Source organism: Streptomyces sp. DH37 (assembly GCF_029813835.1).
Classification (GTDB): domain Bacteria; phylum Actinomycetota; class Actinomycetes; order Streptomycetales; family Streptomycetaceae; genus Streptomyces.
Map to the genome: position 1 here is coordinate 29,857 of NZ_JARVKV010000026.1, position 14,682 is coordinate 44,538.

General features: G+C 75.1%; 16 protein-coding genes. 7 read left to right on the plus strand and 9 right to left on the minus strand.

The window, feature by feature from the left end:
* The first annotated feature begins 212 nt into the window (after positions 1 to 212).
* The 5 genes from QC029_RS15145 (at position 213) to QC029_RS15165 (ending at position 4,613) form a co-directional block, all read left to right on the plus strand.
* On the plus strand, positions 213 to 1,769 hold the full coding sequence (locus QC029_RS15145) for a sodium:solute symporter (RefSeq protein WP_279556174.1): 1,557 nt from the start codon (positions 213 to 215) through the stop codon (positions 1,767 to 1,769).
* 140 nt (positions 1,770 to 1,909) lie between these two features.
* Positions 1,910 to 2,431: a SigE family RNA polymerase sigma factor gene (locus QC029_RS15150; protein ID WP_279556218.1), complete on the plus strand. Its 522-nt coding sequence runs from the start codon at positions 1,910 to 1,912 to the stop codon at positions 2,429 to 2,431.
* On the plus strand, positions 2,428 to 2,784 hold the full coding sequence (locus QC029_RS15155) for a hypothetical protein (protein WP_279556175.1): 357 nt from the start codon (positions 2,428 to 2,430) through the stop codon (positions 2,782 to 2,784). The genes QC029_RS15150 and QC029_RS15155 overlap by 4 nt, the downstream gene beginning before the upstream one ends.
* 112 nt (positions 2,785 to 2,896) lie before the next feature.
* Positions 2,897 to 4,105, plus strand: coding sequence for a cysteine desulfurase-like protein (locus QC029_RS15160; protein WP_279556176.1), 1,209 nt, complete (start codon positions 2,897 to 2,899; stop codon positions 4,103 to 4,105).
* Positions 4,053 to 4,613, plus strand: coding sequence for a hypothetical protein (locus QC029_RS15165; protein WP_279556177.1), 561 nt, complete (start codon positions 4,053 to 4,055; stop codon positions 4,611 to 4,613). Before QC029_RS15160 ends, QC029_RS15165 begins: the two co-directional genes overlap by 53 nt.
* A gap of 55 nt (positions 4,614 to 4,668) precedes the next feature.
* On the opposite strand, the gene QC029_RS15170 is transcribed toward QC029_RS15165, so the two are convergent.
* Positions 4,669 to 5,172, minus strand: a complete 504-nt coding sequence (locus QC029_RS15170; protein ID WP_279556178.1) for a hemerythrin domain-containing protein — start codon at positions 5,170 to 5,172, stop codon at positions 4,669 to 4,671.
* 248 nt (positions 5,173 to 5,420) lie between these two features.
* Between QC029_RS15170 and QC029_RS15175 the strand changes: the two genes are divergently transcribed.
* Positions 5,421 to 6,311, plus strand: coding sequence for an oxygenase MpaB family protein (locus QC029_RS15175; protein ID WP_279556179.1), 891 nt, complete (start codon positions 5,421 to 5,423; stop codon positions 6,309 to 6,311).
* Between the two features lie 85 nt (positions 6,312 to 6,396).
* Here QC029_RS15175 and QC029_RS15180 read toward each other — a convergent pair whose 3' ends face one another.
* The 8 genes from QC029_RS15180 to QC029_RS15215 all read right to left on the minus strand — a co-directional run bounded on the left by QC029_RS15180 (position 6,397) and on the right by QC029_RS15215 (position 12,776).
* Positions 6,397 to 7,455 carry a methyltransferase gene (locus QC029_RS15180; RefSeq protein WP_279556180.1) on the minus strand — a complete coding sequence of 353 codons (1,059 nt, stop codon included), beginning with the start codon at positions 7,453 to 7,455 and terminating at the stop codon, positions 6,397 to 6,399.
* A gap of 34 nt (positions 7,456 to 7,489) precedes the next feature.
* On the minus strand, positions 7,490 to 7,834 hold the full coding sequence (locus tag QC029_RS15185; protein WP_279556181.1) for a TcmI family type II polyketide cyclase: 345 nt from the start codon (positions 7,832 to 7,834) through the stop codon (positions 7,490 to 7,492).
* Positions 7,835 to 7,847: 13 nt separating this feature from the next.
* Positions 7,848 to 8,327: an SRPBCC family protein gene (locus QC029_RS15190; RefSeq protein WP_279556182.1), complete on the minus strand. Its 480-nt coding sequence runs from the start codon at positions 8,325 to 8,327 to the stop codon at positions 7,848 to 7,850.
* Between the two features lies 1 nt (position 8,328).
* Complete coding sequence (locus tag QC029_RS15195; protein ID WP_279556183.1) at positions 8,329 to 8,598, minus strand: acyl carrier protein; 270 nt, start codon at positions 8,596 to 8,598, stop codon at positions 8,329 to 8,331.
* Entirely contained in the window at positions 8,595 to 9,863 is a 1,269-nt protein-coding gene (locus tag QC029_RS15200; RefSeq protein ID WP_279556184.1) for a ketosynthase chain-length factor, read from the minus strand. The genes QC029_RS15195 and QC029_RS15200 overlap by 4 nt, the downstream gene beginning before the upstream one ends.
* On the minus strand, positions 9,860 to 11,128 hold the full coding sequence (locus QC029_RS15205; RefSeq protein ID WP_279556185.1) for a beta-ketoacyl synthase: 1,269 nt from the start codon (positions 11,126 to 11,128) through the stop codon (positions 9,860 to 9,862). The genes QC029_RS15200 and QC029_RS15205 overlap by 4 nt, the downstream gene beginning before the upstream one ends.
* Positions 11,125 to 11,565 (minus strand): cupin domain-containing protein, encoded by a 441-nt coding sequence (locus tag QC029_RS15210; protein ID WP_279556186.1) that lies wholly within the window; start codon positions 11,563 to 11,565, stop codon positions 11,125 to 11,127. Before QC029_RS15210 ends, QC029_RS15205 begins: the two co-directional genes overlap by 4 nt.
* A 68-nt stretch (positions 11,566 to 11,633) precedes the next feature.
* The gene (locus QC029_RS15215; RefSeq protein WP_279556187.1) at positions 11,634 to 12,776 is read right to left on the minus strand and encodes a SchA/CurD-like domain-containing protein; all 1,143 of its coding nucleotides are present in this window, start codon (positions 12,774 to 12,776) and stop codon (positions 11,634 to 11,636) included.
* Positions 12,777 to 13,019: 243 nt separating this feature from the next.
* Between QC029_RS15215 and QC029_RS15220 the strand changes: the two genes are divergently transcribed.
* Positions 13,020 to 14,657, plus strand: a complete 1,638-nt coding sequence (locus QC029_RS15220) for an FAD-dependent monooxygenase (RefSeq protein WP_279556188.1) — start codon at positions 13,020 to 13,022, stop codon at positions 14,655 to 14,657.
* Positions 14,658 to 14,682 lie beyond the last annotated feature (25 nt).

The window sequence follows — 14,682 nt, forward strand, 5'->3', positions numbered from 1 at the left end:
ACGGCTCCTCGTCTCGGTGGTTGCCTCGGTGACGGACGGTGCGGACCACGGGCCGCGGAGGCCGCGGCCGGTGTGGTCTGTGCAAGAGTTGCCGCTCACCGCGATCGGGTTGACAACGGATTTCCGGCGGATTTCCCTGGTTCCCCTGCCGACGACGAGCAGGGGCCGGGCAACCGGCGAGCGGGGGAATCGCACTCCAAGGACGGTGAACGATGGCCGACGGCGCCATGGTCGCGGCGTTCCTCGCCGTCATCGGCGGAGCATCGCTCCTGGCCGTCACCGCCCGCCGCCTCCACGCCCGCGACCGCCTGCCGTCGCTGGAGGGCTGGGCGCTCGCCGACCGGAGCCTGGGCACCGCCTGGACCTGGCTGCTGCTCGGCGGCACGGTCTTCACCGCCTACACCTTCACGGCCGTGCCCGGGCTGGCCTACGGCAGCGGGGCCACCGCCTTCTTCGCGCTCCCCTACACCGTGATCGTCTGCCCGCTGGCGTTCGTCCTGCTGCCCCGGCTGTGGTCCGTGGCCCGCCGCCACGGCTACGTCACCGTGGCCGACTTCGTCCGCGGACGCTACGGGTCGCCGCCGCTGGCGCTGGTGGTCGCCCTCACCGGCATCCTCGCGACCATGCCGTACCTCGCCCTCCAATTGCTGGGGATCCGCGCGGTGCTCACCGCGGGCGGCCTGTACCCGAGCGGGGCCGCCGGGGACCTGGCGATGGCCGCGCTGTTCGCGGGACTGGCGGTGGCCACCTACCGGCACGGTCTGCGGGCGCCCACCGTCATCTCCGCCCTCAAGGGCGTGGCCGTCTTCGGTTCGGTCCTGCTCACCGTCTGGCTGGTCCTGGAGCACCTGGGCGGGCCCGGCGCGGTCTTCGACGCGGCCGGGCGCACGCTCGCCGAGCGGGGGGCGGAGGGCGCCCCGCTCGTCCTCGCCCCGCACCAGCAGTCGGCCTTCGGCACCCTCGCGCTGGGCTCGGCGCTGGCCCTGCTGATGTACCCGCACGTGCTCACCGCCGGTTTCGCGGCCTCCGGCACCGGGGTGCTGCGCCGGGTCTCCATCGCCCTGCCCGCCTGGACGGCGGTGCTCGCCCTGTTCGGGCTGCTCGGCATCGCCGCCCTCGCCGCCGGGGTGCGCACCCCGCGCGGCGGTGCGGAGGCCGCGGTCCCCATGCTGGTCGACCGGCTGATGCCGGGACCGCTGGCCGGGCTGGTCCTCGGGGCGCTCGTGGTGGGCGCGCTGGTCCCGGCCGCCGTGATGTCGATCGCGGCCGCCACCTCCTTCGTGCGGAACGTGTACGTCGAGTACGTCCACCCCACCGCGACCCCCAAGCGCCAGGTCAGGATCGCCAAGGCGGTCTCGCTCACCGCCAAGGCGGGGGCGGTCGCCTTCGTGTTCGGCCTGCGCGACCAGGCCGCCGTCAACCTCCAGCTGCTGGGCGGCGTGTGGATCCTGCAGATCCTCCCGGCGGTGGCGGTCGGACTCTTCACCCGCCGCCTGCACCACCGCGCGCTGCTCGCCGGCTGGGCCACCGGGATGGCGGCCGGCACCGTCATGGTCGTACGCGAGGGCTTCTCCCCGGTGGTGCCCTTCGGCCCGGCCGGCCTGGAGGTCTACGCCGGGCTCGCCGCCCTGCTGCTGAACCTGGCCGTCGCGGTGGCCGCCACCCCCCTCCTCGACCGCGCCGGGATCCCCCGGGGCCCGGACGCCACCACCCTTCCGCCCCGCATGGCCGTCAGACACCGCCCCGAGACGGGAGCGAACACTCCGTGAGACCCATCCGCACCCGGTCCGGGCGCACCGCCCGCGCCGCCGTCCTGCCGTCCGCCCGTCCGGCCCGCCCCGTCCGGCCCGCCCCGCCGGAGCCGCCGGAGCAGGAGCCCCCGGCTCCCGCTCCGGCGTCCGCGCCGGCGGTGCCGCCGCGGACGGACGCCGAGGAACTGGAGCCGGAACGCGAGGCGGCGGTGGCCCGGCTCTTCAGCCTCCACTACACGCCGATGCTGCGCCTGGCCACACTGCTGGGCGCCGACGACCCCGAGAACATCGTGGCCGAGGCGTACTACCAGATCTACCGGAAGTGGAGGAGGCTGCGCGAGCCCGGTTCCGCGGAGGCCTACCTGCGGTCGGTCGTCTGCAACCTGACCCGGATGCGCATACGCCATCTCCAGGTGGCCCGCAGGCACATGGAGCCCCCGCCGTCCGAACCGGTCGCCTCCGCCGAGAACTCCGCGCTCCTCCGGGACGACCAGCGGGTGCTGATCGACGCACTCCAGCAGCTTCCCGCCCGGCAGCGCGAGGCCCTCGTCCTGCGCCACTGGCTGGGACTGAAGGAGAGCGAGATCGCCGCCGCCATGGGGATCTCGGCCGGTTCGGTCAAGACGCACACCTCGCGCGGCATCGCGGCCCTGACCCAGGCGATGGAGGCCCGGCGATGAGCGTTCCCCGGATCCCCCGCACCCCCCGGACCCCCGGCGGTCCCGGTACGGAGGAGAGGCTGCGCGAGGCGCTGGAGGCCCTGGCGGGCGGCGTCCACGCGGCCCCCGACGCCTACCGCACCGCCCGCGGCGGCTGGCTCCGCCGGGAGCGCCGGCGCAGGCTGGTGCTGGCCGTCCTGGTCACCGTCGTCTTCCTGCTGGCCACGCTGACCGGCCTGTGGGTGCTCAACCAGGCCCCCTCCCGCCAGGGGCCGATCTTCAACGGCACCCCCGGCACCGCCGACACCGCCGGCACCGCCGCCGTGCCGGACGGACCGCACCGCGGCGCCGCCGGGCCCGGTGGGGCGCCGTGACGGGAACGCAGGGCGGCCACGGCGCCGGTGACGCGGGCCGGGACGGGCGGTCCGGGAGACGTACGGACGGGCCGCGTGCCCGCGTCCTCGCGGCGCCGGGCAGGATGGTCCCGTGAACGCCGACCTCTCCGCCATCCGCGACGACTTCCCCGCCCTCGCCGAGGGCGTGGCCCACTTCGACGGGCCGGGCGGCACCCAGGTGCCCCGCCAGGTCGCCGAGGCGGTGGCCGCGGCCATGTGCTCGGGCATCTCCAACCGCGGCACGGTGACCGCGGCGGAGCGCCGCGCCGAGCGGGTGGTCGCCGAGGCGCGCCGGGCGGTCGCGGACCTGCTGGGCTGCGACGCGCGCGGGGTGGTCTTCGCGCGGTCGGCGACGCAGGCCACGTACGACGTCGCGCGGGCCCTGGCCAAGGGGTGGAGGGCCGGCGACGAGGTCGTCGTCACGCGGCTCGACCACGACTCCAACATCCGCCCCTGGATCCAGGCGGCCGAGTCCGCCGGGGCGGTGGTCCGGTGGGCCGACTTCGACCCGTCGACGGGGGAGCTGACCGCCGACGACATCCGGGCCCGGATCACCGGCCGCACCAGACTGGTCGCGGTCACCGGGGCCTCGAACGTCCTGGGGACGCGCCCCGACGTCCCGGCGATCGCCGACGCGGTCCACGCGGCGGGGGCGCTGCTGTACGTCGACGGCGTGCACCTGACCCCGCACACGCCGGTCGACGTCGCCGCGCTGGGGGCCGACTTCTACACCTGCTCGCCCTACAAGTTCTTCGGCCCCCACCACGGGGTGGTCGTCGCCGCGCCCGCGCTGCTGGCCGGACTGCGCCCGGACAAGCTGCTGCCCTCCACCGACGACGTCCCCGAGCGCTTCGAGCTGGGCACCCTGCCGTACGAACTCCTCGCGGGCACCACGGCCGCCGTGGACTACATCGCCTCCATCGCCCCCTCCGCCTCCCCGGCACGGGACCGGCGCGATCGCGTCCTGGAGTCGATGCGGGCCGTCGAGGCCCATGAGGAGCGGCTGTTCGCCCGGCTGCTCGACGGACTGTCGCGGATCGGGCGCGTACGCCTGCACGGCGCGCCGGAACGCCGCACGCCGACGGTGTTCCTCTCCGTGGACGGCGTCGCAGGCCGGGAGGTCCACGAGCGTCTGGCCCGGCTCGGCGTGAACGCGCCCGCGAGCCACTTCTACGCGCTGGAGGCGTCGCGCCGGCTGGGGCTCGGCGACGCCGGGGCGGTACGGGCCGGGCTGGCGCCGTACACGAATGCGGAGGACGTCGACCGGCTGCTCGCGGGGCTGGAGGAGATCGCCGGCTGAGACCGGCGCGCCCGCGCCGCTCGTCGGCTTCTCCAGGACGGCGGTCGACGGGGCCGACGCGGTCAGCCTCGCCGTCTCCGCCGCGGTGCTCCCGGTACGTGAGCCCACCGGCGTGCTGCCGCCCCTGCTGCCGGTGGGGGACGCGGTCGCCGTGGTCGCCTACCGCCGGCACGCGCACGGGCCGACGCCGCTGCGCCCGTTCCCCGCGGTGGCCGTCGGCGTCGTGGCCGGGACGGCGTTCACGGCGTGGGCCGGCGACACGGTGATCCGGCGCTCGATCGGCGCGATCCCGCTCCTCATGGCCGCCGTGGCGCTGTGGCGGCGCCGCGTGGCCGCCGACGGCGACGGGCCGGGGGAGGCGCCCGGGCGCTCCGCGGCCGGCTCGTACGGGGTGCTGGGCGGCGCGTTCGCCGGCCGCGCGGTCGTCGCCCGGATCGACCAGAAGCCCTTCGACCGGCTGGTGACCGCGGCGACGACCGCAGGGGGACCGCACCTGCTGCTGCTCTGAGGCCGGGACGCCCGCTCCCGTCCCGGCCCCCACGCCCCTCGCCGGGGCCGGGCGGTCAACTCCCCTTGGACTCCACGATCTTGCGGACGTTCTCGACGCTTCCGCAGCCGGCGTCCAGGTGCTCGGCGCGCGCCTCGGCGAAGGCCTTCCCGAGTGCGGCGCGCCGGCTGTCGGCGACGTTCTCGCGGGCGTCGTTGAGCAGGGTGCGCTCCTCCTCGTCCGCGTGGTGGTTGACGGCCGTGACGAGTTCCTCCAGCTTCTCGTCCCACTCGTCGGAGGAGGTGTCCTCCACCTCCAGCAGGGCGAGCAGCGCCTCGTTGGCCTCGCTGTGCTCGTGCACGCTGTGCTCGACGTCCTCGTCGTCGACGTTCTTGTAGCGCCGCAGGGCGGGGTAGACCTTCTCCTCCTCGGCCAGGGAGTGGGCGACCAGCAGAGCGGCGAACTCGCCCAGCGCCCCGGCCCGGTCGGCCTCGGCGTTGCGCATCGTGCGGAACAGGTCCTCCATCCTGCGGTGGTCGCGCAGGATCAGCTCGACGACGTCGGACGTGGCGGGAGGCATGTGGACTCCTCGGCAGAGACGGAACGGACGAAGTGGTCGACCGCTCCGCCGGATACCCCGTTTCCCCGGGCGGACACACCTTGATCGACATCCGCGGACCGGCCGCCCGGCGCCCGCTCGCGGCACGGCCGGCTCACGCCGTGCCCGTCCGCGACACCCGCCTGCCCCGTCCCGGCCCTGCCCCCGTCCCGGTCCGCCGCGCGCCGGGCCCGCCCGCCGGCGCGGCCTCCCGGCGTACAGTGGCAGGCATGGCGGTCGGCACACCGGCGGTCCCCGGTCTCGACACGGTGCGGCGCCGGCTGGGTGCGGAGCTGTTCGCCCGGGTCGCCGGACCGCGGGGAGCGGCCACCCGGTCGCGCATCCACGACACGCCCGGACCCCGGTGGTTCGGGCCCGACCGGCCGATCCGCGAGGTGCACGGTGACGCGTCCATGTTCGTGGGCGGTCTACGCGCCCTGCTCCTCCAGTCCCTGCACCCCCTGGCCATGGCCGCGGTCGCGGCCCACTCGGGCTACCGGGGCGACCCCTGGGGCCGGTTGCAGCGCACCAGCACCTTCCTGGCGGTGACGACGTTCGGCACCGCCGAGGACGCGGAGCGGGCGGTCGGCCGGGTGAGGGCGGTGCACCGGCGGGTGCGCGGCACCACCCCGGAGGGTGAGGAGTACGCCGCCTCCGATCCGCACCTGCTGGGCTGGGTGCACGTCGCCGAGGTCGACAGCTTCCTGCGCGCCCACCGGCGCTACGGCGCCCGGCCGCTGGACGACGCCGGATACGACGGGTACGTCGCGGACGCCGCCCGGGTGGCCGCGGCGCTCGGTGTGCGCGACCCGCCCACCGACCAGGCCGCACTCGCCGCCCGGCTCGACGGCTACCGGGCCGAGCTGCGGGCCACCCCGCAGGCCCGGGAGGCCGCCCGGTTCCTCCTCCGCCACCCTCCGCTGCCCTGGGCCGCCCGTCCGCCGTACGGCGTGCTCGCCGCCAGCGCCGTGGCCCTGCTGCCGCGCTGGGCCCGCGATCCGCTGCGGCTGCCGTACCTCCCGGTGGTCGAGGGGACCGCCGTACGGCTCGCCGGGCACGGGCTCACCAGGACGATCCGCTGGGTGATGGCCCCTCCGCCGCCCCCGCCCCCGGACCGCTGACGGGCCGCCCCCCCCGCGGCGCGTGGCCGGGACGTCACCGTGCGGCGGGGGCCGGCCCGTTCGCCGGCCCCCGCCGCCGCGCACGTCATCGCACCGGGCCGGCGCCCGTCCGCCCGTCCCGCGGGACGGTGCACTCGAAGGCGTGCAGGTACGGGTTCACCGGGCGGACGGAGCCGATGACCAGACCGGCCTCGGTCAGCCGCTGCGCCATGCTGCGCTCGGTGTGCTTGGCGCCGCCCACGTTGAGCAGGAGCAGCAGGTCCATCGCGGTGGTGAACCGCATCGACGGGGTGTCGTCGACGAGGTTCTCGATGACGACGACCCGGGCTCCGGGCCGTGCCGCCCCGACGATGTTCCGCAGCGTCCTGCGGGTGCTGTCGTCGTCCCACTCCAGGATGTTCTTGACGATGTACACATCGGCGCGGACGGGAACGGCGGTGCGGCAGTCGCCGGGCACGATCCGCACCCGGTCGGCGAGCGCCCCGCCCTCCCGCAGCCGCGGGTCGGCGTTGGCCACCACCGGCGGCAGGTCGAGCAGGGCGCCCCGCATCCGCGGGTACCGCTCCAGCAGGCACGCCACCACGTGCCCCTGGCCGCCCCCGACGTCGGCGACGGACTCCGCGTCCGACAGGTCGAGGAACGCCGCGACGTCCCGCGCGGACTGCTCGCTGGAACGCGTCATCGCGCGGTTGAAGACGTGGGCCGACTCGGGCGCGTCCTGGTGGAGGTAGGTGAAGAACTCCTTGCCGTACAGGCCCGGGACGACGCTGCGGTCCGAGCGCACGGCCTCGTCGAGCAGCGGCCACGCGTCCCAGGTCCACGGCTCGGTGCACCACAGCACGACGTCCCGCAGGCTGTGGGGGTCGTCCTCGCGCAGCAGCCGCGACACCTCGGTGTGCGCGAACCTCCCGTCACCGTCCTCGGCGAAGACGCCGTGGCAGGACAGGGCGCGCAGCAGCCGCCGCAGCGGCCGCGGCTCCGCCTTCACCTCGGCCGCCAGTTCCTCGGCGCTCATGGGGTCGTCCCCCAGCGCGTCGGCCACGCCCAGCCGGGCGGCCGCGCGCACGGCGGCGGCGCACGCCGCCCCGAATGCGAGCTCCCGCAGCCGCATGGGCGGCGGGGGAGCGGTTCCAACGGTTGTCATGCACGGCCTCGATTCTTGTGGTCGGGCAGGGCCGTCAGCCCTGCGGCAGGGGCGCGCCGTCGCGCTCCCACCGGTAGAAGCACCGCGCCATCGCGTCCCTGGGGCCGCGCCAGGTCTCCGGGTCGTACGGCCTGACGTACGCCGACAGCCGTTCGCTGACGGCGCGGAACTCCGGGTGGTCCACCGCCGCGGCGATGGCCGGCCCGGGGTCCCGCTCGCTCTCGATGAGGTGCATGTACACATCGCCGAACTGGAAGAGGCCGCGCCGGGCGACGCCCACCAGGTGCGGCAGCTCGCCGCGGTCGGAGTCGGCGAACACCCTCGCGATGTCCGGTGCCGCCCCCGGTTCCATCCGGGCGACGATCAGAGTGTGGTGCACGGGGTTCCCTTCCTCAGTCGGCCATCGCCGCGGGGGTGTGGGCCTCCCGCGCGCGCTGCTCGATCCGGTCCCGGATGAGGGCCATCTGGACGCGGGAGTTGCGGTTGATGTTCTGCGTCATCCACGCGTCGTCGACCGGCGCGTCCGGCTTCATCGCGAAGTCCTGCGTCCAGCGCATCCGCACGCCGTCCGGGGTCTGCGCGTACTCCCAGCGGATGTCCATGTACCGGAAGGGGCCGGTCTCGACGCGGCGCGCCCGCACGGTGAGGCCGTCGCGGTCGGCGGTCCGCTCGGAGACCCAGCTCCACACCGTGCCGTTCTCGTCCGGGTGCATGGTCAGGCGGAACGTCGTGCTGTCGCCGTCGCGGGAGAGGATTTCGACGGACGCGTACTCGCTGAACAGCCGCGGCCAGTTCTCGATGTCGTTGGTCATGTCCCAGACGAGGTCCAGGGGGGCGGCGATGACGATCTCGTTCTCGGTGTGCCCGGCCATGTCACGCCTCCGCCGTCAGGACGCCGTTGACGAAGCCGAGGAACTCGCGGGGCGTCCTGCACTGCTCCGCCCGCTCCGGCATGTCCCGGCCGTAGCGCTTCTCCAGTTCGCCCACGATGCCGAGCAGCCCGAGCGAGTCGAGGCCGAAGGCGTCGAACCCGGAGTCTGCCCGGTGCCGCAGGTCCTGGGGGTCGACGGTGACGCCCGCGGTCTGCTTCATCAGCGCGGCCAGTTCCTCGACGGTCACCTGGCCCGTCATCTGATCGGTCATGCGGATGCACTCCTTCGGTGGGTGGGTTGTCCGGTTTCGCGCCGCAGCACGAGCGCCGCGTTCGAGCCCATGAGGCCCCGGCTGAGGACCAGGGCCGTGCGCAGCTCGGCGGAGCGCGCCCGGGAGGTCACCAGGTCCAGGTCATGGCAGATGTCGGAGACGTTGGGGGTGGGCGGGACCAGGCCGTGCTCCATGGCGAGCACGGCCGCCGCGGCGTCCAGCACGGGCGCCCCGCAGTAGGCCCGGCCGGTGCCCGTCTTCGGTGCGGTGACGGGCACGCGCCGCCCGTGCGCGCCCAGGGCGTCGGCGATCGCCAGGGCCTCGGCCCGGTCCGCCTCGGCCGTTCCGAGGGCGTCGGCGAACACGACGTCGACCTCCTCCGGGGCGCAGCCGGCCTCCGCCAGCGCGGTGCGGATCGCCCGGGCCAGTCCCTCGCGGGACCGGTCCCACCGGGACGCCCCGGTGAACGTGGCGGCGTGGCCGGCCACCGTGGCCCGGGGCTCGGCCCCGCGGCGGAGGGCCGCGTCCTCCTCCTCCACCACGAGCATGGCGCCGCCCTCGGCGGGCACGAAGCCGCGGGCGGCGGCGGTGAAGGGGCGGTAGGCGCGCTCCGGGTCGTCCTCGGTGCTGAGCTCGGGGTACCCCAGCTGGCAGACCATCGAGTACGGGGCCAGCGGCGCCTCGGCCGCGCCCACGACGACACCGTCGGTGCCGCGCCCCACGGCGCGGGCGGCGTGCGCCAGGGCGTCCAGGCCGCCGGCCTCGTCGGCGGCCACGACGCCGCAGGGGCCCTTGAAGCCGCCCCGGATGGAGATCTGGCCGGTGCTGGCCGCGTAGAACCAGGCGATGGACTGGTACGGGCCCACGTGGCGGGAGCCCCGCCCCCACAGCTTCTGCAGTTCGCGCTGCCCGAACTCGCCGCCGCCGGAGCCGGCGGCGGTGACCACGCCCACCGAGTAGGGCGAGCCGATGTCGGCGCGGCCGAGCCGGGCGTCCTCCAGCGCCATCGCGGTCGCGGCCATCGCGAAGTGGGTGAACCGGTCGGTCTGGACGAGGTAGTTGCCCTCGACGGCCTCGGCCGGGTCGAAGCCGCGGACCTCGCCCGCGACCCGCAGCGGCAGGTGCCCGCAGCCCTCGCGGGTGATGCGGTCCAGGGCGCCGACGCCCTCCACGGCCGACTTCCAGAAGGCCTCCGTGCCGACCCCGCCCGGCGCCACGACGCCGATGCCGGTGACGACCGCGCGCCGGATGCGTCGCGGGTTCATCGTGTCCTCCCGCCCGGCCCGGTCAGCACCACCGCGGACTGGAAGCCGCCGAAGCCGCTGCCCACCGACAGCACGCCGCGCAGCCTCCGCTCACGCGCCGTGCGCGGCACGTAGTCCAGGTCGCACTCGGGATCCGGTGTCTCGTAGTTCGCCGTGGGCGGCACCACCTGGTGGGCCAGGGCCAGCACGCAGGCGGCGACCTCGATGGAGCCGATGGCGCCGAGCGAGTGGCCCACCATGGACTTGATCGAGCTCATCGGCGTGTCGTACGCGTGGGCGCCCAGGGACCGCTTGACCGCCGCGGTCTCGTGGCGGTCGTTCTGCCGGGTGCCCGAACCGTGCGCGTTGACGTAGTCGATGTCCGAGCCGTCGAGGCGGGCGTGGTCGAGCGCGGTGTCGATCGCCCGCGCCATCTCCAGGCCCTCGCCGGTCAGACCGGTCATGTGGTACGCGTTGCCGTAGGTGGCGTAGCCCGCGATCTCGCAGTACACGCGCGCCCCGCGGGCACGGGCGTGCTCCAGCTCCTCCAGGACCAGCACCGCGCCGCCCTCCCCCATCACGAAGCCGTCGCGGTCGGCGTCGAACGGCCGGGACGCGTGCTCGGGGTCGTCGTTGTTCGGCGAGGTCGCCTTGATGGCGTCGAAGCAGGCCATGGTGATCGGCGAGATCGGCGAGTCCGCCGCGCCGGCGACGCAGACGTCCGTCCGGCCCTCCTCGATGGCGTGGAAGGCGTACCCGACGGCGTCCAGCCCCGAGGTGCAGCCGGTGGAGACGGTCTGCACCGGGCCGCGGACGCTGAACTCCTCGGCGACCGTCGAGGCGAGCGTGCTGGGCGAGAAGGCGCGGTGCAGGTGCGGGCCGGCCCGCCGGTGGTCGACGTCCCAGCGGGACCCGCGCTCGCTGACCAGGACGTAGTCGTGCTCCAGACGGGTGGTGCCGCCGACCGCGGTGCCCAGGCTGACGCCCAGGCGCCAGGGGTCCTCGCGCCGCGGGTCCAGGCCCGCGTCGCGGACCGCCTCCGCGGCGGCGACCAGCGCGAACTGCACGTACCGGTCGCAGCGCTCGGTCTGCTCCACCGTCAGTCCGTGCGCGAGCGGCTCGAAGTCGCACTCCGCCGCGATCCGCGAGCGCAGGCCCGCGGGGTCGAAGAGGGTGATGCCCCGGGTCGCGGTGCGGCCGTTCGCCAGGAGGTCCCAGAACGCCGGGACGCCGATGCCGCCCGGCGCCACCACGCCCAGACCGGTGACGGCCACGCGTCGGGTCACGACACCGCCCCGGTGGGCTGCGCAGCCCGGTCGCCGGCGGCCTGGCCGGGGGTGGTCTCCTCGGTGTCGACGTGGCCGAGCTCGGGCCGGGGGGCCAGGGGCCCCAGGTGGAAGACGAGGCGGGCCTCGGTGTCGCCGACGTTGCGGAACCGGTGCCGCATGTGCGCGGGGATCATCAGCCCCTGGTCGGGGGAGAGGGGGTGGGGCTCCCCGTCCAGGTCCACCTCGAGGGAGCCGCTGACGACGTACACGAACTCCTCGGAGTACGGGTGGTAGTGCTCGCCGATGCGGTCTCCGGGCTGCACGATGGCCAGGCCCATGAAACCGCTGGTCGAGCCCACGGTGGCGGGCGTGAGCATGGCGCGCAGATCGCCTCCGCGCCTGCGGTTGGGCTCGATCTCGCCGAGGTCGACGATGCGTGGGAACTGCTTGGTCATGGTCGGTCACTCCGTGGGGAAGGGCGGTGTTGCGCGGATGTACCGGCCGGCGGAGCGGCCGACGGGCGTCAGGAGCCCGGTGCGGTGCGGTCGGTGACGAGCCGCATGCCGGCGTGCGACAGCAGGCGCATGGCCTCGCGTTCGCCGGTCGGGGGGCCGTCGATCCCGAGGGCCTCGACGTCGAGCAGGCGTGCGATCTCGGCGGCGCTCCCGGGCTCCCCGAGGCCGAGGACCCGGGCGGGTGCGGAGTCGGGCTCGCCCTCCACCTCGACCAGCCGTACGACGATGTCGTCGCGCTGGAAGACGGTGCTGGCGCGGACCGGGCTGTGCGGGTCGTCCGCGGCGAGCTCGTCCTGCCGGGAGAGCAGCCGCGCCAGGTCCATGCCGCGGCCCTCCCTGGCCGGGTAGTACAGCGCGTGCCGCCGCACCCGCGGCGACGGCGGCACGCAGGACGTCACGTGGTGCACGGCCGGCAGCGCGGCCCGGGTGAAGAACGCCCGCGCGGATTGCGGGTCGTCGAGGTCCCGGTCCTGCTCCAGGTGGGGGTTGATGGCCTCCTCGACCGCGCGCACCTCGGGCTGCCGGGCGACGTGGCGCAGCGCGGCGAGCAGGTCGCCGCGCACCTCGACGGCCCGCACGACCCGGTTGCCGTGCATGAACAGCGAGGTGCGGCACAGCCGGGTGGTGTCGTCCACCCGCGGCTCGGGCGGGGCGTAGTCGGAGAGGATCTCGGCGACCTTGGACTCACTGCCGGGTTTGACGGTGAAGGTCAGGGCGTGGCGCACCACGCCGTCGCCCGGCCGCGGGGAGGCCTGCAGCCCGCTCCTGGCCGGGGCGTCCGCGGCGCTGCCGCCGAAGGTCTCGCGCAGGACGCTGAAGCGCAGCGATCGGGTGTCGCGGACGCAGCCGTGCAGCGGCCTGACCGTCTCCAGGTGCTCCTCGCTGTTCACCCAGGCGAGGAAGGGCGGCGCGCTCTCCCACTCGCTGGTGATGAGCCACTGGGAGGGGTTCTCGATGGACTGGCAGAGCTGGTCGCTGATGTGGCCGGGCACGGACGCCACCTGGTTGCGCATGTGCTCGTACGCGTCGAGGAACTCCTGCTGGGCCCCGTCGTGGATGTCGAGCAGCAGGATGACCCGGAGCCTGGAGCCGTCGAAGGCCGACTGGGAGACGCGCCCGGAGGCCTGGGTTGTGTGGTCCGAGACCGTCATCCGACATACCTCTTCTTCGGCATACCTCTCCTCGGGGAGTCCTCGGGGGAAACGGGGCGGAACCGTGCGCCGTGAACCGGCGTCAGCCGCCATGCCCACTGATCATGTGACGAACCGTCTGCTACCGCAAGCAATGGTGATCAACCGGGTGAAGCATGGGCGTTTCCCCTCATGGCGGGGCATTGATCTCCAGCCCGGCCGCACCCGCGCGTGCCGGGAAACGCGACGCGCTGGAGGAGAGTGATGAGCCAAGAAGCCGACCTCACGGTCCCGGTCCTCATCGTCGGCGGTTCCCTGACGGGCCTGTCCACCTCGCTGTTCCTGGGCCGCCTCGGGGTGCGGCACATCCTGGTGGAACGGCACGCCGGCACCTCGATCCACCCGCGCGGCCGCGGCAACAACGTGCGGACGATGGAACTGTTCCGGGTGGCCGGAGCCGAGCCGGCGATCAGGGAGGCGGCGTCGGTCCTGGCCGGCAACCACGGCATCCTCCAGACGCCGGCCCTGGTCGGCGAGGAGGGCGAGTGGCTGTTCCGGGAGATCGACCCGGGCAGCGGGCTGGCCCGCTTCAGCCCCAGCTCCTGGTGTCTGTGCAGCCAGAACGACCTGGAGCCGGTCCTGCTGGACCACGCCCGGGAACTCGGCGGCGACCTGCGGTTCTCCACCGAGCTGATGTCGTTCGACCCCGGTCCGGACGGTGTCACGGCGGTGGTCAAGAGCCGGGAGACCGGGGAGCACACCACGATCCGCGCGGACTACCTCGTGGCGGCGGACGGCCCGCGCAGCCCGGTGCGCGAGAGCCTCGGCATCGGCCACAGCGGGCCCGGCGACCTGTTCCACAACGTGAGCATCACCTTCCGCTCCCGCCGCCTCGCCGATGTGGTGGGCGACCGCCGCTTCATCGTCTGCTACCTGACCGGCCCGGACGGCGACGGAGCGCTGCTGCCGGTCGACAACCGGGAGCGGTGGGTCTTCCACGCGCCCTGGCACCCCGAACGCGGCGAGACGCTGGAGGAGTTCACCGACGAGCGGTGCGCGGAGCACATCCGCCGAGCGGTCGGCCTCGCGGAGCTCGACGTGGAGATCACCGGCAGGGCCCCGTGGCACGCGGCGGAGCGGGTCGCGGAGCGGTACGCGGCCGGCCGGGTCCTCCTGGCCGGCGACTCGGCCCACGAGATGCCCCCCACCGGCGCGTTCGGCTCCAACACCGGTATCCAGGACGCCCACAACCTGGCGTGGAAACTGGCCGCCGTGCTCGGCGGCTGGGCTGGCCCGGGCCTGCTGGACACCTACGACACCGAGCGCCGCCCCGTCGCGCGGGCGACCAGCGAGCGCGCCTCGGCGCGCTCCGTGGAGCACAGCCACCCCGGCTACGTCCCCGCCCCCGGCGCGGGCGGCGGCCGCAGGGGCGGCATCCTCGACGTGGTCCTGGGCTACCGCTATCCGCGCGGCGCCGTCGTGGGCACCGACCCCGAGGCGCCGCCCGTCCCCCAGGGGCTGCGGCTGACGGGCGAGCCGGGCAGCCGGGCGCCCCACATGTGGCTGCGCCGGGCCGGGGAGCGGATCTCCACCCTGGACCTGTACGAGCGGTCGCCGGTCCTCCTCGTCGGCGCCGGCGAGGCGGGCGGGTGGCACGCCGCGGCCGGCCGCGTCGCCGGGGAGCTGTCCGTGCCGCTCGTGACGTACCGGATCGGCGCCGGAGCGGACGCCGACCTCACCCCCGAGGACGGCGCCGACTGGGCGCGGACCCACGGCACGGGGCCCGGCGGCGCGGTGCTGGTGCGCCCCGACGGGTTCGTGGCGTGGCGCTCGGCCGAACCGGTCCCGGACCCGGAGGCGACGCTGCGCCGGGTCCTCTCGTCGGTGCTGGCGCTGGCCTGACGGCCCGCGCCCGGGGCTCCCCCCG

What these genes read in the sequence shown, in the direction of transcription:
- QC029_RS15145 (WP_279556174.1), top strand. Translation starts at nt 213, where the DNA reads ATGGCCGACGGCGCCATGGTCGCGGCGTTCCTCGCCGTCATCGGCGGA.
- QC029_RS15155 (WP_279556175.1), top strand. Translation starts at nt 2,428, where the DNA reads ATGAGCGTTCCCCGGATCCCCCGCACCCCCCGGACCCCCGGCGGTCCC.
- QC029_RS15165 (WP_279556177.1), top strand. Translation starts at nt 4,053, where the DNA reads ATGCGGAGGACGTCGACCGGCTGCTCGCGGGGCTGGAGGAGATCGCCG.
- QC029_RS15170 (WP_279556178.1), bottom strand. Translation starts at nt 5,172, where the DNA reads ATGCCTCCCGCCACGTCCGACGTCGTCGAGCTGATCCTGCGCGACCAC.
- QC029_RS15175 (WP_279556179.1), top strand. Translation starts at nt 5,421, where the DNA reads ATGGCGGTCGGCACACCGGCGGTCCCCGGTCTCGACACGGTGCGGCGC.
- QC029_RS15180 (WP_279556180.1), bottom strand. Translation starts at nt 7,455, where the DNA reads ATGACAACCGTTGGAACCGCTCCCCCGCCGCCCATGCGGCTGCGGGAG.
- QC029_RS15190 (WP_279556182.1), bottom strand. Translation starts at nt 8,327, where the DNA reads ATGGCCGGGCACACCGAGAACGAGATCGTCATCGCCGCCCCCCTGGAC.
- QC029_RS15195 (WP_279556183.1), bottom strand. Translation starts at nt 8,598, where the DNA reads ATGACCGATCAGATGACGGGCCAGGTGACCGTCGAGGAACTGGCCGCG.
- QC029_RS15200 (WP_279556184.1), bottom strand. Translation starts at nt 9,863, where the DNA reads ATGAACCCGCGACGCATCCGGCGCGCGGTCGTCACCGGCATCGGCGTC.
- QC029_RS15210 (WP_279556186.1), bottom strand. Translation starts at nt 11,565, where the DNA reads ATGACCAAGCAGTTCCCACGCATCGTCGACCTCGGCGAGATCGAGCCC.
- QC029_RS15215 (WP_279556187.1), bottom strand. Translation starts at nt 12,776, where the DNA reads ATGACGGTCTCGGACCACACAACCCAGGCCTCCGGGCGCGTCTCCCAG.
- QC029_RS15220 (WP_279556188.1), top strand. Translation starts at nt 13,020, where the DNA reads ATGAGCCAAGAAGCCGACCTCACGGTCCCGGTCCTCATCGTCGGCGGT.